The organism is Micromonospora sp. NPDC003816 (assembly GCF_042874705.1).
Classification (GTDB): Bacteria; Actinomycetota; Actinomycetes; order Mycobacteriales; family Micromonosporaceae; genus Micromonospora.
Genome location: NZ_JBIANP010000012.1, coordinates 89120 through 111940 on the forward strand (window position 1 = coordinate 89120; position 22821 = coordinate 111940).

Sequence of the window (22821 nt, forward strand, 5' to 3'; positions counted from 1 at the left end):
CGACGCCCCATGCGGACCGGGTCGGCCCGGCGGCAGGGTGCGAGGTGACGCACCCTGCGCCCGAGAAGGAGACCACCATGTATCCCGCCACCACGTCGGAGAACCCGCCGAGCGATCCCCCGCCGGCACCCGTGCGCCCGCCGCGCGCCTGGGCGCTGAGCGGCGCCCTCGGCGGCCTGGTCGGCCTGGTCGGCATCTTCACCACCGCGAGCCTGACCGCCCCCGCCGAGCAGTACCGCGCCGACAACGCCGGCTACGTCGCCGCCCTGGCCGACCGCGCCGGGTACGTCTGGGCCCACCAGGTGGTGACCGTGGTCGCCATCGTCTGCCTGGCGGTCTTCGCGGCCGGGCTGCGGCGCTACCTGGGGGCGCAGGAACCGGCCGGCAGCCTGGTCCCGACGCTCGCCGCCGGTGGGGTCAGCCTGGTGCTGGTCGGGCTGTTGATCGGCGGCGGGATCTCCACCGAGCTGTTCTTCTCGCTGAACGCGGCGGCGGAGTACGACCCGGACGTGATCGCGCCGCAGCTCACCATCTACGCCACCATGGCCTGGCTCTGGGGCGGGATCGGGTTGACCGCCGCCGCGGTCGCGGTCGGCGGGTTCCGGCACGGCTCGGTGAGCCGCTGGTTCGCGGTCTTCAGCGCGGTGATCGCCGTGCTGGTCGCGGCCACCCAGCTCGCGCCGGTGCAGTACATCTCGCTGGTCCCCGGCGGGATCTGGTTGGTCGTCGCCGGGGTGGCGTTGGCGATGCGCCCACGTCCGGGCGGGCGTCCCTGACCGTGCGGGGGTCCTGGTACGGCACCGGCGGGGCCACGCGCGGGCACGAGCCCACCGAGGCGACGGCGGTGCCGGGCCGGTCGCCCGATCCGCCGACCCGCCCGCACGGTCTAGTCTCGGCGACGCCATGACCACCGAGAACACCGCCGTCGCGCCGGTCACGGACGCCGCCCGGACGCGAGCCGTACGCGGACCGCGCCCGGCCTGGTCGCGCCGCGCCGCATGGGCGCTGTGCGGGGCGTCGCTGCAACTGGCCGCCGTCGCGGTGGGTCTGGCGGTGCTCAACGGCGGCTCGGTGGGCGACATGTCACACCTGCTGCTGGTGACCTCGTGCGCGATCGTCGGCGCGGCGATCGCCGCCCACCGTCCGGACAACCCGATCGGTTGGCTGGCCCTGACCAGCGGGTTCTGCTTCTCGCTCCAGGAGGCGTGCGGCCAGTACGCCGCGTACGGGCTGGTGGTGGCACCCGGTCGGGTGCCGTTCGCCGAGGTGCTGGCCTGGCCGCAGAACTGGCTCTGGGTGCCCGGCAACGCGGCCGTGGCGCTGATCCCGGTGTTCTTCCCCGACGGCCGGTTGCTGTCGCCCCGATGGCGGCCGGCGGTCTGGGTGGTGGTGCTCCTCGGCGTCGCCGCCATGGTCGCCGGGGCGCTGCGACCCGGCGCCAACGAACAGGTCAGCCCGGTCGGCGCGGTCAATCCGCTCGGCGTACCGGGTTGGCAACCCGTCGCCGACTCGACCGCTGCCGTGGCCACCCTGGCCAGCGCGATCATCTACGTGGCCGCCGGCTGCGCCGTGGTGTGGCAGGCCCGCCGGGCCCAGGGCGTCCGCCGACAGCAGGTCAAGTGGCTCGGGTACGCGGTCGCGGTCGCGGTCGGTGTGGTGGTCGCCCGGCTCGTCGCCGGCCTGACCGACGCGCACCCGACCATCTGGCCGCACGGCAACCTGCTCTGGGACCTGGCCGGTGGTCTCAGCGGCGCGCTGATCATGGTGGCCATCGGCATCGCCGTCCTGCGACACCGGCTCTTCGACATCGACCTGCTGATCAGCAGGACCGCCGTGTTCGTCGCCCTGTCGGTGGCGGTCGGCGGCGCGTACGTGCTGGTCGTCGGTCTGCTCGGGGCCGGCTTCGACGCCTCCGCGAGCCTGCCGGTCTCGTTCGTCGCGGCGACCGTGGCGGCGCTGATCCTGGCGCCGCTGCGCGGCTGGCTGCAACGCCGCGTCAACCTTCTCGTGTACGGCGAACGCGACGACCCGTACGCGGTGCTGGCCCGGCTGGGGCAGCGGCTGGACCAGACCCAGGACGCCGCCGCCGTCCTCGCCACCAGCACGGCGACGGTCCGCGAGGCGCTCCAGCTCTCCTACGTGGAGATCGAGACGGTCGACGGCCGGTCGTACCGGCTGGGTGTCCCGCCACCGGACCCGGTGCGGCTTCCTCTGGCCGCCCACGACACCGTCGGTCACCTGCTGCTCGGCCCCCGGATCGGGGAGACCACGCTCGGTGCCTGGGAACTGCGGCTGCTGCGCGACCTGGCCCGGCACATCGGGGTGGCGGTGCAGGCGGTCGGTGCCCTGGACCGGGCCCAGTCGCTCGCCGCCGACCTGCAACGCTCCCGCGAGCAGTTGGTGCTGGCACGCGAGGAGGAACGGCGGCGGCTGCGTCGCGACCTGCACGACGGCCTCGGGCCGACGCTGGCCGGGTTGACCATGCGCGCCGAGGCGGCCCAGGAACTCGGACCGGGTCCGCCGACCCAGCGGCTGCTGGAGGAGATCGTGGTGGACGCCCAGACCGCCGTCGCCGACGTCCGGCGGCTGGTCAACGGTCTGCGACCACCGGCGCTGGACACCATGGACGTGATCGGGGCACTGCGCTCGCACATCGCCGGCTGGCCGGACGACGGGCCCCGGGTGGTCTTCGACGCCCCACCGGTGCTGCCGGAGCTCTCCGCGGCGGCCGAGGTGGCCGCCTACCGCATCGCCATGGAGGCCCTCACCAACGCCCGGCGGCACGCCCGCGCCACCCAGGTGCGGGTGCGGCTGCGGGTCTCCGGCGGGCGGCTGTGTCTGGAGATCCGCGACGACGGCCGGGGCCGCCGACCCGACCGGCCGGACGGCGTGGGCATGCACACGATGCGGGAACGGGCCGAGGAACTCGGCGGCTCCTGCGTCGTCACCTCGACACCGGGCGCCGGCACGCTGGTGACCGCCACCCTGCTCACCGGTATGAAGGAGACCGATGGACCAGATCCGGACCCTGCTGGTTGACGACCACGCGCCGTTCCGGGCCGGCTTGCGCGCGCTGCTCGCCACCAGCCCCGACATCGAGGTGTGCGGCGAGGCGGCCAGCGGCGAGGAGGCGCTGGCCGTACTCGCCCGGCTGCAACCCGACGTGGTGCTGCTCGACCTGACCATGCCGGGGATGGGCGGCATCGCGGCCACCGAGCGGATGGTCCGGATGAGCCCGCACGTGCGGGTGCTGATCCTGTCCATGGCCGACGACGACGACTCGGTCTTCGCCGCGCTGCGCGCGGGTGCCCGGGGGTACGTGCTCAAGGGCGCCCGCCGACTGGAGATCATCCGGTCGGTGCGGGTGGTCGCCGACGGCGAGGCGATCTTCGGACCGGCCATCGCCACCCGGCTGATGGGCTACTTCGCCGGGCTGGACCGGGCCGAACCGGCGTTCCCCGAACTCACCGCACGCGAGCGGGAGATCCTCACGCTCATCGCCGCGCACCTGACCAATCCGCAGATCGCGACCCGGCTGGGGTTGAGCACGAAGACGGTCCGCAACCACGTCTCCAACATCTTCGCCAAACTCCAGGTCGCCGACCGCGCCCAGGCCATCAGCGTGGCCCGCCGCCAGGGCCTCTGAGCCGGGGCGGCGCGTTGGTGTGGCGGGTCAGCGGGGCGGTGCGTCGGGCGGGCGGGACGGTAGGGCGGCGAGCCAGTGCTCCAGCGCCTGCGGGGTGTCGAACAACAGCACCGGCGGCCCGGCCGGATCCTGCTGCCAGGCGCGCATCCGCGCGCGTTCGCGGGCGTACCCGGTGAGGTGCCAGACCAGGACGGACTCCGAGGAGAGCACGCTGCCCAGCGACTCGCGGTTGCCGTTGCAGATCTCCTCCCGGGTCCGCAGCCGGTCCAGGGTGCGGCGCAGCAGCCACCGGAAGGAGAGCCCACGCGGATAGTCCAGGCCGATCACCAGGTCGGCCCGGGCCAACGGTACGTCCCGCCAGCCGTGGTACGCCCCGTCCAGGATCCACCGCTCCTTGCGGCAGATCGCCTCGATCCGGCTGCGCTGCACCGCGACCGGCACCTCCACCCAGCCCGGTTCCCAGAGCAGGTCGTCGACCGGGTGCCAGGGCAGCCCGAGCCGGTGGGCCAAGTGCTGCGCGAGGGTGGACTTGCCGGAGCCGTGCACCCCGTACACCAGGATGCGAGTCGGGCTGTTCATCGCGCGGCAGCCTACCGAGTGATCTTCGCGCGGTCGACCGGGCCCAGATCGTGGTACGGATCCGCCCCTGGAGGGGCGCTTTCGCACCACGATCCTGGTCGACCCGAGATCCGCCGGGCGGCCGGTGCACCCGGCCCGGCCGCCCGGTCGGACTCAACGCCGGTTGGCGAGGTCGCCGCAGTCCGACTCGTCGGGCAGCAGCGGCCGCAGGGTGACCCGCCACTGTTTGCCGTCGGAGGTCCACGGCGTCGCCATGTTGGCGCTCGCCGCCGCACTGAGCAGCGTGCGCACCTCGTCACCGGTGACCGTCACACAGCCCAACCCGAGGTCCTTGCTGAGGGCGGCACCGGGCAGTGCCGGCCCCGGCCAGGCCACCTCGGGCTGCTCGCCGGCCTCGCTGTCGGCGACCCACGGCTCGGCGACGGCCGCGACGGCGGTCGGCGCGTACGCGGTGGTGTCCTCCAGGGTGTCGCCGAGCGGGCCCGACGGGTCGGTCAGCGACTCGGCGAAGGCGCGCAGCTTGTCCCGGGCCGACTGCTGCTCGGCGCTCAGGCCGCTGTCGGTGCCGGTGGCCTCGCCGAGCGCGTAGACCTCGGACTCCTCGACGCCCTTGTCACCCAGGAGGGTGAACCGGGTCGAGGCGGCGTCCGCGACCGGCGGGGTCCCGAGGTCGGAGACTCCCCCGACGCCCGCTGCCCGGGCCTGCGCCACCAGCTTCTCGACCTCGTCGGCGCTGATCGTGCGGACCTGGAGGTTGGGCAGGGCCGGGCCGGGATACTGCAACGTCGTCGGCCCCTCGGTGATCACCCGCCCGTCGCCGTAGACGCTGATCGCGGGCAGGCGGGTGGCCAGCATGGCCGGCGTGACGAACCCGCCGACGTAGTCCATCCGGAACACCACGGAGTCCGCCGAGTAGGAGCGCTCGGGAGAACCGGCGTCGCCCGCGCCGCCGGCCCCCTGCTGGCCGCAGGCCGCCGAGGTCAGCAACAGCAGGGGAAGGACCGCCAGCCGCCCGCTTCGATGAATCTTCATGCCGATCGGACGTATCCGGAGCCCGATCGGTTTCTTCCGCCGTCATCTTTCGCGCGCGTCGGGCGTGGATGTAAGGAAGGGACCCCTTTACCTCACCAGACGTTAGTAGGGGTCCCTTCCTTACATCTCGTCCTCGGCTGTCAGCGCATCGGGTCTGGGCCGGTTCGGCGGAGGTCGGGCCGGTCACGTCACGGTGACCGTGTACGCGGCCGTGTGCACCTCGCCGTCGACCTGGAAGTCGAAGAACGCGCGGTACCGGCCGGGGCTGGGCGGGGTCAGCCAGAACGTCACCGCGCCGTCGACCAGCTCCTGCTCGGGGTGGACGTGCACGAGACCCAGGTCCCCCTCCCGGATCAGCACCAGGTGCCCGTACGCGCCCAGGTAGCGGTCCAGTCGGGCCGGCTCGGTGCCGCCGGTGCGGGTGACCCGTAGTGCCAGTGGCGTGGTCACGCCCACCGTGGGCGTGCCCTCCAGCGCGACCGCGTACGGTCCGGTGGTCGTCTCCCGCTGCGGCGGCGGCAGCCCGGCCGGGGTGTACGCCCCGGGGACGTGGTGGTCGACGCCGAGCACCAGCGGCAGTTGTCGACCGTCGGTGGTGGTGACGGAGAAGTCGGCGTAGACGCGGTAGTCGCCGGCCTTCGCCACGGTCAGCGGGACGCTCCAGGTGCCATCCGGCGCCATCGTCGGGTGCAGGTGCTGGTAGCCGCCGAGGTCGTTGCCGACCACGATCAGGTGCAGCGGCTTCTCGTGCACCACCGCGAACCGGGTGGCGGGCTGCCCGTCGGGGCCGACGATCCGGAACCGGTAGTCGAGGGCCTTGCCGGCCTGTTGCGTACGCAGCACCGGCTGGAGGGTGTAGCCGCTCACGCTGACCTCGGTGCCGGTCGCCTGGCCGGTGCCGTCGCCGGGGTGCGTGTGGGGACCGGTGCCCGACGGGTGCTGGTGTCCGTCGCCCGCCACCGCTCCGGCGACCGGGGAACCGGCGGCGGCTGCCTGCGGGCCGCCCGTGCTGGTGGTGCGTGGCTCGCCGGTGCCGAGGCGGCCCAGCCCGAATCCGGCCAGCAGGGCCACCACCAGCCCACCGACCAGCAGCACCAGCCGGGTGTCACCGCGTCGGTTCTCCGGGCCGGTGCGGGCCGGTGCCGAGTCGTCCGGTGGGTCGACGACCGGCGTTTCCCGCTCGGTGGTGGCGAGCGCACCGACCGGGACGCCCGCCGAGGGCCTCCGATCGGCCGCCGACGTCGCGCGTACGCGCGCCGAGGACGTCGCCACCGTCGAGGTCCGGCCGGCGTTCGCTGTGGAGGCGGTCACCGTGGACGTCCTGACTCCGCCGCCGCCGGGCTTCCGCGCCGACGCCGGCTTCTTCGTGGTGGTCGCCGGGACCGCGCTCGCGCCGGATCGACGTCCGGTGCCGGTCCGGCGGGTGTCACCCCGGGGGCGGGTGGGGCGCGATCGGCCGGCGGGGACGCCGGTGGTGGGGCGGCGACGCAGGACGAGCAGGGCCGCGACCGCCGCGCCGAGCGCCACCGCGCCGGTGAGCCATGCGAGCCATCCGGGGCCGCCCCCGCCGTCGCCGGAAGATGAGGGGGGCTCGGTCATAGCCGGTGCGGGGGCCGCCTCGGGTGAGGCGGCGGGCGTCGCGCCGGACCCGGACGTCCCGTGCTGCTCGGCGGCGGCGAGCAGTGCCGGGGCGGGCTGGTCCGTGGGCGCCTGCCAGCCGGCGGGTGCCTTGGTGACCGGTCCGGTGTAGCGGAAGCTCATGGTGCCGCGTACGGTCTCGCCGTCGGAGGCGACGGAGAGGTAGCTGACCGAGTAGCGGCCGGTCGCGGGCAGGTGCGCGAGGGTCACCACCGCCGGGAAGCCGGTGGCGTACTCGCGTGGCTCGAAGACACCGTCGACCAGGAAGTACTCCCGGACCGGGCGGTCCAGGGGTGTGGGTGTCCCGTGTGTCCAACCGTTGTCGACCCGGGCGCCGCCGGGCGCGGTGACGGCGAAGTACGCGTCGTCCCGGACCTGCTCGGTGAATTGCAGTTCCACTGTGGTCAGTGGTGTGTCGACGGTGGCGCCCTCGGCCGGTGTGGACACCGCCAGGGTGCCGTGGGCGGCGGCCGGTGGGGTGGACCCGAGGAGGACGGCGGCCGAGGCGAGGACGAGCGCGAGGAGGCCCGAGACCACGCGTCGGGGAGCCGTTGGGAGTCGACGCATCCGGTCATCGTTGCGACGGCAGGGCTTCGTTCAATAGCCCGTCATCTTTTTATTCAGATAGCAAAAGTTATGCCCTCCCCGACTCAACCTGTCGGCGCCTCCGACGAAACAGCGAGGGTCAGTGCCGGTCGCACGGGTGGAACAGCACCGGATGCAGCCGCTGCACCAGGTCCTCCTGCCCGTTCAGCGGCGGAGTGAAACAGAGCCGGTAGCAGGCGCTCCCGCCGCTGGGGGTGGGAATCGACACCAGCAGCCCGTAGCGGTCCAGCCGCAGCGGACACGGCAGACAGTCGGCGGGCAGGTCGACCCCGGCGGCGACCAACTGCCGCCGCAGGAACGGATAGAACCGGGTGCCGTGGTGGTCGACCAGGTCGACCAGGAGCGGTCGCTCCATCGCGGAGATCGGGTCGGGCGCGGCGGCGCGGTAGTCGACGAGGCGTACCGGCAGGTCCCGGTCCCGGCCGGCGAGCGTGACGCGTTTCGGCACCACCTCCACGATGACCGTCTCCGCGCCGATGTCCAGCAGGTCCGGGTCGGGCAGGGTGGCCGCCACCGCGTCGGCGGCGGCGCGGGCGGCGGCCCCGGCCAGCGGGGTCGCTCGGCCACCGACCCGCAACCGGCCCCAGGTCGGCGAGAACGGCAGCGGCGGTACGTCCGCGATGTGCACGAGCACCGAGCCGGTGATGCCGGCGAGCGGCTCGTCCCGGCGGCACAACAGCAGGATGCGGCCGTCGGCGGCGGCACCGTGCCGCACGTCGGTCACGGTCGGCCCGCGGTACGCCACCACGGTGGCGAGCGTCGCGCTGCCGGCCAGGGTGCGGGCGATCTCGGCGCTACTGGGTTGCATGGGCGGGCTCCGTTCGGGCGGGCGGCCGGGGTGCGGTCACGGGTGTGAGTGGACGCAGGTGGGGCAGCCGGGCTCGCCGCCGAGCAGGCGGGCCAGCCCCGCGCCGACGTCGTCCGGGCCGGTGAGCGGCTCGGCGAAGGCGAGCCGGACGTCCCGGTGCCCCTCGGGCACCTCCAGGCGCAGCACGATCCCGTGCCGGTCGAGCCGCAGCGGGTGGACCCGGCCGGCACCGGCCCGCCGGTCGGGCGGCACCAGCCGGGTCAGGCCACCGAGCGTCTCCGGGTGTGCGGCGTACAGGTGACGCAGCAGGTCGGCCTCGTACGGGGCGAGCGGGTCGGGGTCGGCGGCAGCCAGGTCGTCCGGGTCGACGGTGGCGTCGCCGTCGGCGTCGACGAGGTCGGCGGTGGCGAGCGCGAGGAAGGCGGTCACGTCGCCACCGTCGAGGTCGTCCAGGGTGAGCCAGCCGGTGAGCGTGGCCCGCGCCCGGACCCGGTGGCGGGCCGGGACCGGCGCCAGGTCGGTGATCTCGACCAGCGCCGGAACCTCCCCCGTGTCCAGCAGGTGTCGGGCCAGTTCGGCGTGGGCGGGCAGCGCCACCCGGAGCAGCCCGTCGGCGTCGAGAGAGTGCCGTCCGATCAGGTCCGCGCGGTGGCGGGTGGTCCGCAGGCGCAGCGAGTCCGCGGCGGCGAGCAGCGTACGCAGTCGCTCGGCCGGTGTGGCGGTGGTCGCCGCCAGGGGTGCCTTGCTCAATGCCCCACCTCCCATTAGGTTAGCCTTACCTTACTAGAGAGGTGATGATGAACCAGTCCCGCCCGAAGATCAAGCGCTCCCGCCGCCTCGGCATCCCGCTCACCCCCAAGTGCGTGCGGTACTTCGAACGCCGGCCCTACCCACCCGGCGTGCACGGTCGGGCGCGGACCAAGGAGAGCGACTACAAGGTCCGGCTGCTGGAGAAGCAGCGCCTCAAGGCGCAGTACGACCTGCGGGAGAAGCAGCTCCGGTTGGCCTTCGAACGCGCCGTGGGCCGTCCGGGCAAGACCGGCGAGGAACTGGTGATCGACCTCGAGACGCGCCTGGACGCCCTGGTCCTGCGCGCCGGTCTCGCCCGCACCATCTACCAGGCCCGCCAGGCCGTCACCCACGGTCACGTCAACGTCAACGGACGGCGGGTGGACCGCCCCTCGGCCCGGCTGCGCCCCGACGACGTGATCGCGGTCCGCGAGGGCAGCCGCGCCAAGACCCCGTTCGTGGTGGCCGCCGCCGGTGCGCACGCCCCGGAACGGACCGCCCCCTATCTCGACGTCGACCTGGCCGGGCTGACCGCACGGCTGATCCGGTTGCCGCAGCGCGCCGAGGTGCCGGTGCGCTGCGACGAGCAACTGGTCGTCGAGTACTACTCCCGCTGACCGCGCGGTCCGGCCGGAGCCGCCCACGGCACCGGCCGGACCACCGGCACCAGGGGTGGCCTGCGGAGGGTTGGTACCGGTGCGCTAGACAGGTAGCCCTACCGACCCCCTCGGATGGCGGGAGCACATGTCACCATCCCTGCTCACCTGGCTCACCGGCGGCGTACTGCTGCTGGGTGCCGGACTCCTCACCACCCTCCTGCCCCGCCTGCGGTCACGACGGCAGGACCGCCTCGTGGCCTGGTCGACCGCCCGGGCCGCGATCGACAGCGCCACGGTCAGCCGCGACGCGGCGGGCACCCGACTGCCGGAGGCCGACGGCCTGCTGGCCCGCGCCGAACTGCTCGCCGCCGACCGTGGCGGCGTCACGGCCGCCCGCGCGGCGGCCGACTTCGCCCGCCGCGCCGACGCGCTGTGGCAGGCACGGCGGTGACCGCGCCCCGAGGCGTCCGACGCGCCGAACCGCTGCGCTGGGCGTTGCTCGCCGTCGCGGTCGTCGTCCTGGCGGTCTTCCTGCTCGCCCAACGGCAGAGCATCGATGTGAGCTACGGGCAGTCACCGGCGGTGTCGAAGCGGGTCGAGGAGGGCTCCGCCGGTGAGCTGAGCGACGCGACCGTGCCGTCCACTGAGGAGATGACCGCCCTGATCGACGCCGACCCGGTGGTACGCCTGCCGGGTGCCGTCGCCCGCTGGGACGAGCAGCGGGTACGGGAGGCGATCGGCGGCGAGGACACCCGGATCCTGGTCGCCCCGACCGGCCTGGACGAGGAGGAACGCAAACGGGTCCGCGAGGTCGAGAACGCCACCGTCCGGGTGATCGGTACGCAGGTGAGCGGCGGCATGTTCCAGGCCACCCCGGACACCCTGCCCGGCTGGCGGGCCCAGTTCGCCACCGGCGACGTCACCGACCAACTGGTCGCGCTGATCACCGCGCTGCGCAAGGTGCCGCGACCGGCCGACCAGGACACGCTGCGCTGGCGTGACCCGAGCGGGACGGAACTCGACACCGTCACCGCCGACCTCCGCGCCGACGGGCTGCACGTGGCGGAGGGCGCCACGCTGCGCCAGGTGCCGAAGGACGCCGACACCGCCTTCCCCGACGGCGCCTGGTACGTCGCCCTGCCCGCCCAGCCGTACGGCGAGCCGCTTCCCGCGTACGGGCCGGCGCTGCACCGGCTCTTTCCGGACCAGCCGCTGGTGGTGATGTACGGCAGTTGGGTCGAGTACCACGGTCCGGGCGCGGCGGACTTCGCGGAGCTCGCCGGGACCAGCTTCTACGCCCACTTCGGCGACCGGCTCAGCCGCTACGACTATCCGCAGCAGAACGTGCTCGGCGTCTACCTGGGCCGGGTCACCGACATCCGGTACGCGGGCCTGTTCGACCGCCCACTGCCCTACCGGCCGTTGGATCCGCTGCGGGTGGCGCTGCCCGCCCTGCCCTGGATCTTCGCGGCCTGTGTGGCGGGCTTCCTGGTGCTGTCGATCCGGTCGCTGCGCCGCTCGGGCACCCGCCCGGGTGATCCGCAACGCGGTGGCGTGCGGGCCCGGCTGGCCGGTCTCACCGCGCTCGCGGTCGAGGCGTCGCTGCTCACCGACGCGCGCAGCAACCCGGCGCTGACCCGGGGCATCGGCAAGCTCGAAGCGGCCCGGCAGGCGCTCGACGAGGGGCTCCCCGACAAGCACGTCCGGCGGTTGCTCGACGACGCGACGGCGGAGCTGGACGACACCGCCCGCCTGACCGGCATCCCCGAGTTCCGCCCCGACCTCTATCTCCAGGGGAGGCTGTCGTGACCGCCACGCTGCGACGCGGCCTGGCCGCACTGGTCGGCACCACCTTCGGCTGGGCGGTGCTGGCCTGCCTGGTGCTGGCCGGGTGGGCGCTGTGGTCGGGCGGGATCCTGGACGGCCCGATCGCCCGCGAGGTCCGCGCCTCGTCGCTGTACGTCGCCCCCGGGGTCGACCTGGACCGGCCCGCCGCCGAGCGGGTCGTCGGCAACCGCCGGCTGGTGGTGCTGTTGATGTCGCCCGGCGACGACCTGCGGGCCGCCTGTGACCAGACCCGGCAGGCCGCGAAGGGGACGCTGGTGCTGGCGATGAGCCGCGACGGCGACGACTGGGACACCTACGGCTGCTCGCGCATCCGCCAGCGCGACAGCAAGGACTTCGGCCGGGCGATGGTCGCGGAGACGATCATCGGCCGGGGTGTCGACTCGTTCGTGGACCAGCCGGTGGAGGCGCTCAAGGTCATCGTGGTCAACTACGACCTGCTGGTACGGGCCGGCACGGTCCCGGACGGGGCACGCACGATCAGCCCCTCGCTGCCCCGGTACCTGCTGGCCGGCGCGGCGGTCGGCGGCGTGGTCGCCGGTGCCGCGTCGCTCTGGTTCGCGGGACGGCGGGCCGGCCGGCTGGCCGCCGCGCGGCGACGCCGACGCGACGACCGGGCCGACGAGCGCAGCGCGCTCAGCGCCGCGACAGCCGGGTTGGCACAGCAGATCGTCGACCTCGACCAGCGGTACGGCCAGCTCTCCGCCCGCAGCACGGGCCGGGGATACGCGCGGCTGGTCAGCGACTACACCCGGCTGCTCGGCGAGTTCTCCGACGCCGACGCGGGCGACGTCACCGTGGAGCGGCTGCGGGGCCGGGTGGACGAGCTGGCCTCGCGGGCGACCATGCTCGCGCGGGAGGCGGCGGCCCGGACCGGGGACGGTGCGGGGTCCGACGACCGGTCGGCGCGGCGGTCGACGTCACGGCGTGGCGGTCGGCGGGGGCGGCGGCGCGACCGGCCCGGATCCACCACCGGCTGACGGCGGGCCGACGGGGTCGGGCGCGACCGTGCCGGTGGGGAGCCGGGAGCGGCCGTGCCCGACCACCGACAGCTCGACGACCCGCCGCGACCAGGGCCGTACCCGCAGGGTCACCATGTCGCCGTCGTGGCAGCGGCTCGCCCACTCGCTGGGCAGCCCCCACGCGGTGGTGCGGTCGGCGGTGCCGTCGTCCACGGCCAGGTAGTGCAGCCAGGGCCGGGCCGGACGGTTCTCGCCCTGAGTGGTGCTGCGCCACACCTCGATCCAGAGCACCTCACCGGTGACGGTGCGCTCGGTGACCAGGTCCACCAGGGTGCGGACCACGGTGTGGATCCCGGACAGCAGCACCAGGACCGTCAGCACGACGACGCCGTTGCGCACGAGGTCGAAGATCCGTGCGGCCTGGTTCACCGTCGACGGGGTGAGGGTGAACGTGGGACCGACGGCGTTGAGCAGGAAACCGCCGACGGCGATGCCGATCACGCCGCCGGCCAGCAGGCGCGGCACCGAGCGGCCGTAGCGGAGCAACAGCCGGGGATAGCGGACGCGGACCCGGCGCCACGTGCCGCCGTACGACGACCAGACCGACGTGCGGTCGCCGAGGCCGAGGTCGAGCACCGCGCTGGCCAGGTGGGTGGCGCCGACGGCGGCACCGTAACCCAGGTAGCGGTCCCAGATCGCCACCGCGGCCGGCGGCAGTTCGTCGAACTGCTCGTGCCCGCGCAGCCAGTCCCGGACACCGAGCCACCGGGTCGCCACCTGACGGCCGAGCGCCGTGTCGCGTTCGCCCGGTGACGCCCCGGCCAGCGTGGAGAACAGGACGAACACGGCGATCCCGGCGATGAACGCGTGGTTGCCCGAGGTCGGATGCCAGCTCGCCAGGTGCAGCGCGGCCAGGCCGACCACCACGGCGGCGACCAGCGCCGTGCCGACCAGCAGACCGGTCACGCGCGGGCCGAAGCGCCGCCGGGACAGCCCGGCGGCCCGGGCGTCGGCGACCACCTGCCCGCGCAGCCGCTTGTTCCACGCCCGGGCCCGGGCCTCGTCGCGGAAGGTCAGCGCGGTCAGTGGCAGGACGCCGTCCACCGCGAGCCCCCGCACCCGGTCGAGCACCAGTCGCTCGTACGGACGCAGCCCGGCCTCGTCGGGCGGAGCCGCCGGCAGGTGCACCGTGCTCTGCATCGGGTCGGCACCGGGTTGGCGTACCTCGAAGAAGCCCCGGGCGGCGAGGTCGAGCAGGGTCGCCTCGGCGGCGTCCTCGGTCAGCGACCAACGGTTGACCAGCAGGTTGACCACGGCGGGCGGTTCGGCGCCGAGTTCCGGGGTGGCCGGCGCGGGCGACACGGCGGCGGGCCGGGTGACCCACCGGAGCACACCGTAGAGCAGCAGCCAGCCGGCGAGGGCGCCCAGCCCCACCGTCAGGTCGAGCAGGAGACGACCGTCCATCACGCGCCCGGGCCCGGGAAGCGGACTCCGACGGTGCCGCGCTCGCCCGTCCCGGCCTCGAAGTAGTCCCGCGTCCGGAAGCCGGCCACGCGGGCGACCAGGTTGGTGGGGACGGACTCGACGGTGGTGTTGTACGTCTGCACCGCGCTGTTGTAGAACTGCCGGGCGTAGGCGATCCGGTCCTCGGTACGGGACAGTTCGGTCTGCAACGCCGCGAAGTTCCGGTCGGCCCGCAGATCCGGGTACGCCTCGGCGAGCGCGAGCAGTCGGCCGACCGCCTCGGTCAGCACGGTCTCGGCACCGGCCCGACCCGCGAGGCCGGGCGTGGTGGCGGCGGCCAGCGCACCGCTGCGGGCGGCGGACACCGCCGTCAACGCGTCGCGCTCGTGTGCCGCGTACCCCTTGACGGTCTCGACCAGGTTCGGGATCAGGTCGTGCCGGCGGCTGAGCTGCACGTCGATCTGGGCCCAGGAGGCCCGCACCTGGTTGCGGCGGCGGACCAGACGGTTGTAGGCGACCGTCGCCCCGCCGAGTACGGCGACCACCAGCAGGCAGAACAGCCCGCCGACGAGACTCGCCACGACGTCACTGCCCATTCCTGCCCCTCCGGTGCCGCACCTGCACGCCGCGACCTGCGGTGACCGGCGCGAACGGGCCGGACCTCGGTGTCGGCGGTCCGGCCGGTCCGATCATGGGGATCGGACCCGGGGGACACAATCAGGCGAACGGTCGGTGACCGGATGCGACGCGTCGCCTGCGTCACAGCGGCAGCGTCGGTCAGCGGCAGCGTCGGTCAGCGGCAGCGTCGGGTCCCGGCCGGGGCCGGGACGGGTTCGGCGATGATGGTGCGGTGAACTTCCGCTCCGTCTACCAGCACGGGTTCGTCCGTGTCGCCGCCTGCACCGGGCGTACGCGCATCGCCGAGCCCACCGCCAACGCCGAGGCCGTCCTGCGGCAGGCCCGCCGGTGCGCCGCCGAGGGGGTGGCCGTGGCGGTCTTCCCGGAACTGGGCCTGTGCGGCTACTCGATCGAGGATCTCCTGCTCCAGGACGCGGTGCTGGACGAGGTGGAGACGGCGCTGGCACACCTGGTGGCGGAGTCGGCGGAGCTGCTGCCGGTGCTCGTCGTCGGTGCGCCGCTGCGGCACCGGGGCCGGGTCTACAACTGCGCGGTGCTGGTGCACCGGGGTCGGGTGCTGGGCGTGGCGCCGAAGTCGTACATCCCGAACTACCGGGAGTTCTACGAGGCCCGGCAGATCGGCGCGGGGGTCGACGAGCGCGGCGGGACGATCCGGCTCGGCGGCGCCGAGGTGCCGTTCGGGGTGGACCTGCTGTTCACCGCCGAGGACGTGCCCGGCCTGGTGCTCTACGCCGAGGTCTGCGAGGACCTGTGGGTGCCGGTGCCGCCGAGCGCCGAGGCGGCATTGGCGGGCGCGACCGTCCTGGTCAACCTCTCCGGTAGCCCGATCACGGTGGGTCGGGCCGAGGACCGTCGGCTGCTGTGCCGGTCGGCGTCGGCGCGCTGCCTGGCCGCGTACGTCTACGCGGCGGCCGGTCTGGGCGAGTCCACCACGGACCTGTCCTGGGACGGCCAGACGATGATCTACGAGAACGGGGTCCTGCTCGCCGAGACCGACCGGTTCCCGGCCGACGAGCGGCACGCGGTGGCCGACGTCGACCTGGACCTGCTGCGGCAGGAGCGGCTCCGGATGGGCACGTTCGACGACAACCGGCGGGCGCACGCGGGACGCACCGGCGGCTTCCGCGAGGTGCGGTTCCGGCTGGAGCCGCCGACGCGGGACCTCGGGCTGCGGCGGCGGGTCGAGCGGTACCCGTTCGTGCCGTCGGATGCGGCGCGCCTGGCGCAGGACTGCTACGAGGCGTACCACATCCAGGTCGCCGGCCTGCACCAGCGGCTGGCGGCGACCGGCGACCCGAAGGTCGTCATCGGGGTCTCCGGCGGCCTGGACTCGACCCACGCCCTGATCGTCGCGGCACGGGCGATGGACCGGGCCGGCCGGCCGCGCAGCGACATCCTCGGGTTCACCATGCCGGGCTTCGCGACCAGCGCGCACACCCGCGACAACGCCCACAAGCTGATGCGCTCGCTCGGGGTCACCGCGACCGAGCTGGACATCACCGCCACCGCGCGGCTGATGCTCCAGGAACTCGGTCACCCGTTCGGTGCCGGCGAACCGGTCTACGACGTGACGTTCGAGAACGTGCAGGCCGGGCTCCGCACCGACTACCTGTTCCGGCTCGCCAACCAGCGCGGCGGCATCGTGCTCGGCACCGGTGACCTGTCCGAGTTGGCACTGGGCTGGTGCACGTACGGCGTCGGCGACCAGATGAGCCACTACAACGTCAACTCGGGCCTGCCGAAGACCCTCATCCAGCACCTGATCCGGTGGGTGATCGGCAGCGGCCAGTTCGACGAGGAGGTGGGCGAGACGCTGCGCGCGGTGCTGGACACCGAGATCAGCCCGGAGCTGGTGCCGGGCGCGGAACTCCAGTCCACCGAGAGCAGCATCGGCCCGTACGCGTTGCAGGACTTCACCCTCTTCCACGTGCTGCGCTACGGCTTCCGACCGTCGAAGATCGCCTTCCTGGCCTGGCACGCGTGGCACGACTCGGCGGCGGGCACGTGGCCGCCCCACTTCCCGGAGCACAAGCGGGTCGCCTACGACCTGCCGGAGATCCGCCGCTGGCTGGAGGTCTTCTGCCGCCGGTTCTTCGGCTTCGCCCAGTTCAAGCGCTCGGCGATGCCGAACGGCCCGAAGGTCGTCGCCGGTGGTTCGCTCTCCCCGCGCGGCGACTGGCGGGCGCCGTCGGACGGTTCGGCGCAGGCGTGGCTGCGCGATCTCGCCCGCTGGGACGCGGACTGAGTGGACGGTGTGGACGCGGCCCGGACGATGGTTCGGACCGGCCACCGGACGTAGGGTGAACTCACCGAGGGCTTCCGCTTCACCGCCGCCGATGAAGCGGCGGTGGGCCGGCACGGGGTCGGGATGCGGCGGTACGGCGGCGGGTGGCAGGTCAGTGGAGGGAAGTGCTGTGGCGGTAGGGCGCGTGGTCCGGTTCGACGAGGTGAAGGGGTACGGGTTCATCGCCCCGGAAGAGGGTGGTGAGGACGTCTTCGTCCACGCCAACGACCTGATGGAGGGCAAGCAGGCCATCACACCGGGCACCAGGGTGGAGTTCCAGATCAAGGAGGGCGAGCGGGGCCTCAAGGGCTACGACGTCCGGGTCGTCGCGTCGGAGCGCCGTCCGCTCGCCGCCCCGGTCGCGACCGCCGACACCGAGGAGTACGACGAGGACGCCACCTGTGACGTGCTCTCCGCCGCGGCGCTGCGCGCCGAGGTGACCGAGGCGTTCATCCAGGCCGCCCCGGACCTCACCGCGGGTCAGATCGTCCGGCTGCGGGACCAGGTGATCCGCATCGCCACCCGGCACGGGTGGACCGAGGGCTGAGCCTCAGTCGGCCCGACCGCTGCCGACGTCCGGCGTACGGGTCGCCGACGCGCCGCCGAACACCACCGTGCGCGGCAGCTCGGGTCGTCCGCCCCGGGGCTTCCACTCGCGCGGATAACCCAGCGACACCTCCTGGAACGGCACCTCGTCGTGCCAGGTCGTCCGGGGGATGTGCAGGTGACCGTAGACCACCGCCGCCGCCCGGTACCGGACGTGCCAGTCGGCGGTCAGTTCCGTCCCGCACCACTGGGCGAACTCCGGGTGGCGCAGCACGTCGGTCGGCTCGCGGACCAGCGGGTAGTGGTTGACCAGGACGGTCGGCAGGCTCGGGTCGCAGGCGTCCAGGCGCTGCCGGGTGTACGCCACCCGCTCCCAGCACCACGCCTCGCGGCTCGGGTGCGGATCCGGGTGCAGCATGAACTCGTCGGTGCAGACGATCCCGGTGGCGTACGCCCGCGCCAGCGACTCCTCCTTGGTGGTGGTGCCGGGTGCCCGGAACGAGTAGTCGTAGCCGACGAAGAGCGGGGCGACGACCACCGGCCCGCCGGGCCCCCGCCAGACCGGGTACTCGTCCTGCGGGGTGTGCACGCCGAGCGTGCGGCACAACTCGACGAGGTGGTCGTACCGCTGCTCGCCGCGCAGGTCCACCGGGTCGTGCCGGGGGGTCCACAGTTCGTGGTTGCCCGGTGCCCAGACCACGGTGTGGAAGCGTTCGGTGAGGGTCCGCAGGGTCCACTCCACATCGGCGTACGCGTCACCGATGTCCCCGGCGACGAGAAGCCAGTCCTGGTCGGAGCGGGGTCGCAGCTCCGCAGCGATCTGCCGGTTCTCGGCGTAGCCCACGTGCAGGTCGCTGACCGCGAGAAGCGTGCCGGCACCCATGTCCTCGTCCACCCCCGGTCTGCGGCCCGTCGCCGCCCCGCAACGGTAGTCGTACCGGCGGTGGACGAACAGCCCGTCAGCCGCCGGTGCCCTCGGCGGCGCCGTCGGGCGTGAGGGCGCCGTCGGCCTCACCGGTGTCGAGGTGCACGTGCTGGTGGCCGTTGCCGGCGTCGATGTTGATCTGGTCGAGTTGTGTCGCGGCCACCGACCAGGTGGTCGCGGCGAGGGTGGCCTGCCGGGCGGCCAGCGTCAGGTGGTCGCGGCGCAGGGCGTCGGGCACGGAGGCCGCCAGGGCGACGGCGTCGACCGCGACGGTGGCCTGGGCCACGGCGCTGCGCAGGCCGCCCCGGGCGACGTTGGTGGCCGTGCTGCCCGACGGTGGGTCGGCGTACGCCTCGGTGAGCTGGCCCATGGTCTGTCGCCACTGGTCCAGTTGCGTCGGCTCGGGAGCCCGCCCGGACTCCCCGTGCTCCCGCACGGCCACCAGGATCGGCGCCATCTGCTGGCCGGTGCGGCGTGCCAGGTCGGTCAGTTCGACGATCTGGCGCGCGTCCCGTTCGACCTCCGCCGCGCGCATCTCGGCGATCCGCGAGTCGGTGTCGTCCGGCCGTCCCAGGGTGTACCCGACCAGCCCGCCCACCAGGGCCACCACCAGCACTGCCGTGACGGCACCGAGGATCGACAGACCGGAGGTCCGATGTGCCGGGGCCGGCGGGGTCTGCAGGTAGGAGGGCCTTCCGGTGCGACGGGACATGGCCACCCCTCGGATCGACGACGATTCGCTCGGAGCGTAGCCCGCATATCACGACTCGTCGATACTTTCGTGCACAGTGGCGTGAACTTTCACTCGGCGGGCACGAAAGCCTGCGAGCGGCGGCGAGGAGCCGCTCGCCGCAGATTCGCGGCGTGCCCCGAGCCACGCCGCGAATCTGCCGGGTCACGTCCGGCTACTCGCTGCGCAGCCCCTCGGCCCGGGTCAACCGCCACAGCAGTGGCAGGCTGGCGGCGGTGACCACGAGCACCAGCACCGCGGCGGTGCCGGACACCCCGGCGATCGCCCCCCAGTTGACGCCGACGGCGATGCCGGCGACCGACTGGAGCAGGGCCGCCACCGCGCTTCCGGTCACGACCGCCAACAGCATGCCCAACGAGACCGGGATCGCCACCTGATAGAGCACCGACCCGGAGAGGCTGCGGCGGCGCGCGCCGAACGCACTGAGCACCGCCAACGGCCGCCGCCGCTCGCGCAGCTGTTCGAGGATGTTGACCAGCATGCTCGCGCCGATGACCAGCAGCAGGACGACCGCGCCGATCTGGAGCGCCTGCTGGTAACCGGCCAGCACCGAGGAGGTACGGCGTTCCTCGAACGTCTGCACGACCGCCGTCGGGTCCACCCGCGCGACGGTGTTGCGCAACCGCTCCACCGCGTCCCGGTCGGCCGGGTCGTACGCGACGAGCACGCTGCTCGGGTTGACCGGCGGCACCTCCACCGCGCCCGGGGTGAGCAGGAAGTCCGCCACGACCAGCGTGGAGTACTGCCGCACCGTGGGGACCTCGGCCGGCACCGTCCAGCGGATCGGTGTGCCGTCGTCGTCGAAGGTGAGCGTGGTGCCCGCAGCCGTCGACGCGCCACCAGGGCCGGCGAAGCTGTCACCGTCGGCACAGGTGGGCAGCTCGGCGTACTGGCGCAGGGCCACGCAGTCGGCGATGTAGACCCGATGGACCTGTGCCGCGTCCGGGGCGGTGCCCAGGTCCGCCACCCCGCTGGTGGCCCGCACCCCGACCGTGTCGGCCAGCGCCTCGGCCCAGGTCCGCGCGGGACCGTCGGGCACGCCCGGCTCATAGACGAAGACCACGGCCTGGAAGTCGTCGTCGGGACTCAGGTCGCTCGCACTGTGCGTCTGCGCCGCGCCGAGCACTCCCTGCACGGCGATCACGCCGGCCACCGACACCGCGATACCGGAGACGGCGCGGACCGCGGTGTCGCTGTCCAGTTGCAACCGGCGGACCGCGAGCTGCCACGCGACGCCGCCGCCACCCAGCCGCCGCACCGTCGCCTGCACCAGCCACGGCAGCAGCAGGACGACCCCGACCAGCAGCAGCGTCGCCCCGGCGGCGAGTTGCAGCTCCACCAGCAGGCCGCCGGCCTGCTCGGGGAGACCGCCGACCAGCGGGTAGAGCAGGAGGAGTCCGACCAGTGACGGCAGTGGCCGCCACCAGAACCGACGATGCCGCGCGCTGCCGCGCCGGACCACGCCGAGCGGCTCGATCACCACCCGCCGCAGCGCGGAGAGGGTGACCAGGACCGCGACGGTCGGCACCAGCATCACGACCAGCAGCGCCAACCCGGGCACCGGACGCATGTCGGCGGCGAAGAAGCTGAACCCGGGCGGCAGCAGGTCGCCGGCCACCCCACGGACGCCGAGGAACGCGAGCGCCCCGAGGGCCAACCCGAGCACCGCGCCGACCAGGCTCTCCCCCGCCGCCACCCGCCGGGTCATCGCGCTGTCCGCACCGACCAGCCGGATCGCGGCGAGCTGGCGGTCGCGGGCCTCACTGCCGAACCGCACCGCCGTGGTCACGAAGATCATCACCGGCAGCAGCAGGACCACCAGGCCCAGCACGCCCAACACCAGCAGCACCGGAGTCACTCCTCCGGACTCCTGCGGGCCGTCACCGCCGTACGCGGCGATCCGCCGGGCACCGAGGGACTCCTCGTCCACCTGCTCCGAGTTCAGGTAGAAGAGTCGTTCACCCGGGCCGGCCAGCCCGTCGGGGCCGATGGTGCCGACCACCCGGCCGCCCCACCGCTCCCGCAGCAGCGCGCCGTCGGGCGAGTCGAGCACTGCGGCCAGGGCCGGCGAGACGACCATCTCCCCCGGCGCCAACCGGCGGTCGACACCGGGGGGCAGCGGCGACCGCTCCCCCTCGGGCCGCACCAGCCAGCCGTTGACGTCGGTGCCCCGGTAGCGCGACTCCACATCCACGGTCAGCAGGGTCTCCGGCCCGGGTGCGGACACCGCCGGGCCCGGCAGGCGGGCCGCCTCCCGGTCGCCGCGCGCGGCGACCAGTGTGGGCAGGGCGGCGGCGGTCAGCAGCAGCACCACCCCGAGGCCCACACCGACCGAGATCAGGGCCAGTCGGGTCCAGCCGGACCGGCCGCCCGCCACGCTGAGCCGTACGCCCAGCGCCAGGTCCTCCAGCCAGGCCAACCCGCCACGTCGCGTCCCCGCGCTCATCGGACCTGCGCCGGAGTGCGGACCGTGCCGTCGCGCACCACGACCTCCCGATCGGAGTACGCGGCCACCCGCGCCTCGTGCGTGACCAGCACGACCGCGGCGCCGGTCTGCCGGGCCGCCTCGACGAAGAGGCGCATCACGCGCTCGCCGTTGAGCGAGTCGAGCGCACCGGTCGGCTCGTCGGCGAAGATCACCCGAGGACCGGTGATCAGCGCGCGGGCCACCGCCACCCGCTGGCCCTGACCGCCGGAGACCTCGCCGGGTCGCTTGTCCGCCACGTCGCCGACCTCCAGCCGGGCCAACGCCTCGGCAGCGCGGCGCGCCGCCTCCCGCCGACGGACGCCGGACAGCCGCAACGGCAGGGCCACGTTCTCCTGGCAGGTCAGCTCCGGCACGAGTTGCCCGAACTGGAACACGAAGCCGAACTCGGTCCGGCGCAGCGCGCTGCGCCGCTGGTCGGACAGGGCGACCAGATCCTGGCCGGCGTAGCGGACCCGACCGGAGTCCGGCATGACGATCCCGGCCAGGCAGTGCAGCAGGGTGGACTTGCCGGAGCCGGACGGGCCCATCAGGGCGAGCACCTCACCGGCGTACACCCGCAGCGACGCGCCGTCCAGCGCCGTGGTGGCGCCGAACGTCTTGACCAGCTCCTCCGCCTCCAGCAGCGGGGCGTCCGTTGCGGGGTTCATCGCATCTCCTCTCGCACCTGCGCGCGGAGCTGGTCCAGCCGGGCGGCGGTCAGCTCCAACCAGCGCAGGTCGGCTTCCAGGTGGAACAGGGCGTGGTCGCAGACGAGCTGGTCGGCCAGGTCACCGGCGAGCTTGCGCTGGGTCAGCTCCCGCATCTGCGCCAGGTGGGCGGCGCGCTGCACGTCGAGCAGGTCGACCGCGTCACGGTCGGTCAGCAGCGCCAGGACGACCTTGGTGTAGAGCTTGCTCTGGAGATAGACCTCGGGCTGCTCCGGTCGGGCCAGCCACTGCTCGACGTCGGTGACGCCGGCCTCGGTGATCGCGTACCGCTTGCGGTCCGGGCCCTCGCCGGGCTCGGACTGGACCTCGACGAGACCGTTCTTGAGCAACCGGGCGAGCGTGGCGTAGACCTGGCCGTAGTGCAGCGACCGCCCGCGACCGAACTGGTCGTCGTAGGAACGCTTGAGGTCGTAACCGTGTCGCGGGCCCTGCTCCAGCAGACCCAGTAGGGCGTAACCGACAGACATGAGTGCCACTATACACGCGGGCTATACACACAGTGTCTACGCGCGC

General features: G+C 73.8%; 21 protein-coding genes. 9 read left to right on the forward strand and 12 right to left on the reverse strand.

What is annotated here, in order from left to right; genetic code table 11:
• The first annotated feature begins 44 nt into the window (after window positions 1–44).
• From ACFYTT_RS27030 to ACFYTT_RS27040, 3 genes are all read left to right on the forward strand, one after another.
• On the forward strand, window positions 45–776 hold the full coding sequence (locus ACFYTT_RS27030; protein ID WP_387263307.1) for a hypothetical protein: 732 nt from the start codon (window positions 45–47) through the stop codon (window positions 774–776).
• Window positions 777–903: 127 nt separating this feature from the next.
• The gene (locus ACFYTT_RS27035; RefSeq protein ID WP_387263309.1) at window positions 904–3039 is read left to right on the forward strand and encodes a sensor histidine kinase; all 2136 of its coding nucleotides are present in this window, start codon (window positions 904–906) and stop codon (window positions 3037–3039) included.
• A complete protein-coding gene (locus ACFYTT_RS27040) occupies window positions 3011–3646 on the forward strand; it encodes a response regulator transcription factor (protein WP_176094472.1) in 636 nt (211 codons plus the stop codon). Before ACFYTT_RS27035 ends, ACFYTT_RS27040 begins: the two co-directional genes overlap by 29 nt.
• 27 nt (window positions 3647–3673) lie before the next feature.
• On the opposite strand, the gene ACFYTT_RS27045 is transcribed toward ACFYTT_RS27040, so the two are convergent.
• The 5 genes from ACFYTT_RS27045 to ACFYTT_RS27065 all read right to left on the reverse strand — a co-directional run bounded on the left by ACFYTT_RS27045 (window position 3674) and on the right by ACFYTT_RS27065 (window position 9074).
• Window positions 3674–4225 carry an AAA family ATPase gene (locus ACFYTT_RS27045; protein ID WP_387263312.1) on the reverse strand — a complete coding sequence of 184 codons (552 nt, stop codon included), beginning with the start codon at window positions 4223–4225 and terminating at the stop codon, window positions 3674–3676.
• A 153-nt stretch (window positions 4226–4378) separates the two neighbouring features.
• The gene (locus ACFYTT_RS27050) at window positions 4379–5257 is read right to left on the reverse strand and encodes a hypothetical protein (protein WP_387263315.1); all 879 of its coding nucleotides are present in this window, start codon (window positions 5255–5257) and stop codon (window positions 4379–4381) included.
• A gap of 183 nt (window positions 5258–5440) precedes the next feature.
• Window positions 5441–7462 (reverse strand): copper resistance protein CopC, encoded by a 2022-nt coding sequence (locus ACFYTT_RS27055; protein WP_387263318.1) that lies wholly within the window; start codon window positions 7460–7462, stop codon window positions 5441–5443.
• Between the two features lie 118 nt (window positions 7463–7580).
• Window positions 7581–8309, reverse strand: coding sequence for a DUF2470 domain-containing protein (locus ACFYTT_RS27060; RefSeq protein WP_387263321.1), 729 nt, complete (start codon window positions 8307–8309; stop codon window positions 7581–7583).
• 36 nt (window positions 8310–8345) lie between these two features.
• Window positions 8346–9074 (reverse strand): DUF2470 domain-containing protein, encoded by a 729-nt coding sequence (locus ACFYTT_RS27065; protein WP_387263322.1) that lies wholly within the window; start codon window positions 9072–9074, stop codon window positions 8346–8348.
• Window positions 9075–9106: 32 nt separating this feature from the next.
• On the opposite strand from ACFYTT_RS27065, the gene rpsD reads away from it, so the two are divergent.
• From rpsD to ACFYTT_RS27085, 4 genes are all read left to right on the forward strand, one after another.
• Entirely contained in the window at window positions 9107–9715 is a 609-nt protein-coding gene (gene rpsD, locus ACFYTT_RS27070; protein ID WP_357216987.1) for a 30S ribosomal protein S4, read from the forward strand.
• 127 nt (window positions 9716–9842) lie between these two features.
• Window positions 9843–10148, forward strand: coding sequence for a DUF6403 family protein (locus ACFYTT_RS27075; protein WP_176094479.1), 306 nt, complete (start codon window positions 9843–9845; stop codon window positions 10146–10148).
• Window positions 10145–11506 (forward strand): hypothetical protein, encoded by a 1362-nt coding sequence (locus tag ACFYTT_RS27080; protein ID WP_387263325.1) that lies wholly within the window; start codon window positions 10145–10147, stop codon window positions 11504–11506. Before ACFYTT_RS27075 ends, ACFYTT_RS27080 begins: the two co-directional genes overlap by 4 nt.
• A complete protein-coding gene (locus ACFYTT_RS27085; protein ID WP_254876912.1) occupies window positions 11503–12522 on the forward strand; it encodes a hypothetical protein in 1020 nt (339 codons plus the stop codon). Before ACFYTT_RS27080 ends, ACFYTT_RS27085 begins: the two co-directional genes overlap by 4 nt.
• Here the strand turns inward: ACFYTT_RS27085 and ACFYTT_RS27090 are convergent.
• Both ACFYTT_RS27090 and ACFYTT_RS27095 read right to left on the reverse strand, forming a co-directional pair.
• A complete protein-coding gene (locus ACFYTT_RS27090; protein ID WP_176094481.1) occupies window positions 12463–13968 on the reverse strand; it encodes a DUF2207 family protein in 1506 nt (501 codons plus the stop codon). The two genes, ACFYTT_RS27085 and ACFYTT_RS27090, sit on opposite strands and share 60 nt — an antisense overlap.
• On the reverse strand, window positions 13968–14564 hold the full coding sequence (locus tag ACFYTT_RS27095) for a LemA family protein (protein WP_387263328.1): 597 nt from the start codon (window positions 14562–14564) through the stop codon (window positions 13968–13970). The genes ACFYTT_RS27090 and ACFYTT_RS27095 overlap by 1 nt, the downstream gene beginning before the upstream one ends.
• A 254-nt stretch (window positions 14565–14818) precedes the next feature.
• Between ACFYTT_RS27095 and ACFYTT_RS27100 the strand changes: the two genes are divergently transcribed.
• Both ACFYTT_RS27100 and ACFYTT_RS27105 read left to right on the forward strand, forming a co-directional pair.
• Complete coding sequence (locus tag ACFYTT_RS27100; RefSeq protein ID WP_176094483.1) at window positions 14819–16852, forward strand: NAD(+) synthase; 2034 nt, start codon at window positions 14819–14821, stop codon at window positions 16850–16852.
• Between the two features lie 169 nt (window positions 16853–17021).
• Window positions 17022–17438: a cold-shock protein gene (locus ACFYTT_RS27105; RefSeq protein ID WP_131055080.1), complete on the forward strand. Its 417-nt coding sequence runs from the start codon at window positions 17022–17024 to the stop codon at window positions 17436–17438.
• A gap of 3 nt (window positions 17439–17441) precedes the next feature.
• Here the strand turns inward: ACFYTT_RS27105 and ACFYTT_RS27110 are convergent, their stop codons facing one another.
• The 5 genes from ACFYTT_RS27110 to ACFYTT_RS27130 all read right to left on the reverse strand — a co-directional run bounded on the left by ACFYTT_RS27110 (window position 17442) and on the right by ACFYTT_RS27130 (window position 22775).
• Window positions 17442–18320: a metallophosphoesterase family protein gene (locus ACFYTT_RS27110; RefSeq protein WP_387263333.1), complete on the reverse strand. Its 879-nt coding sequence runs from the start codon at window positions 18318–18320 to the stop codon at window positions 17442–17444.
• Between the two features lie 76 nt (window positions 18321–18396).
• A complete protein-coding gene (locus ACFYTT_RS27115) occupies window positions 18397–19074 on the reverse strand; it encodes a hypothetical protein (RefSeq protein WP_387263335.1) in 678 nt (225 codons plus the stop codon).
• A gap of 193 nt (window positions 19075–19267) precedes the next feature.
• A complete protein-coding gene (locus ACFYTT_RS27120; RefSeq protein WP_387263338.1) occupies window positions 19268–21559 on the reverse strand; it encodes an FtsX-like permease family protein in 2292 nt (763 codons plus the stop codon).
• Window positions 21556–22248: an ABC transporter ATP-binding protein gene (locus ACFYTT_RS27125; protein WP_176094487.1), complete on the reverse strand. Its 693-nt coding sequence runs from the start codon at window positions 22246–22248 to the stop codon at window positions 21556–21558. Before ACFYTT_RS27125 ends, ACFYTT_RS27120 begins: the two co-directional genes overlap by 4 nt.
• Window positions 22245–22775: a PadR family transcriptional regulator gene (locus tag ACFYTT_RS27130; protein ID WP_131054704.1), complete on the reverse strand. Its 531-nt coding sequence runs from the start codon at window positions 22773–22775 to the stop codon at window positions 22245–22247. Before ACFYTT_RS27130 ends, ACFYTT_RS27125 begins: the two co-directional genes overlap by 4 nt.
• Window positions 22776–22821 lie beyond the last annotated feature (46 nt).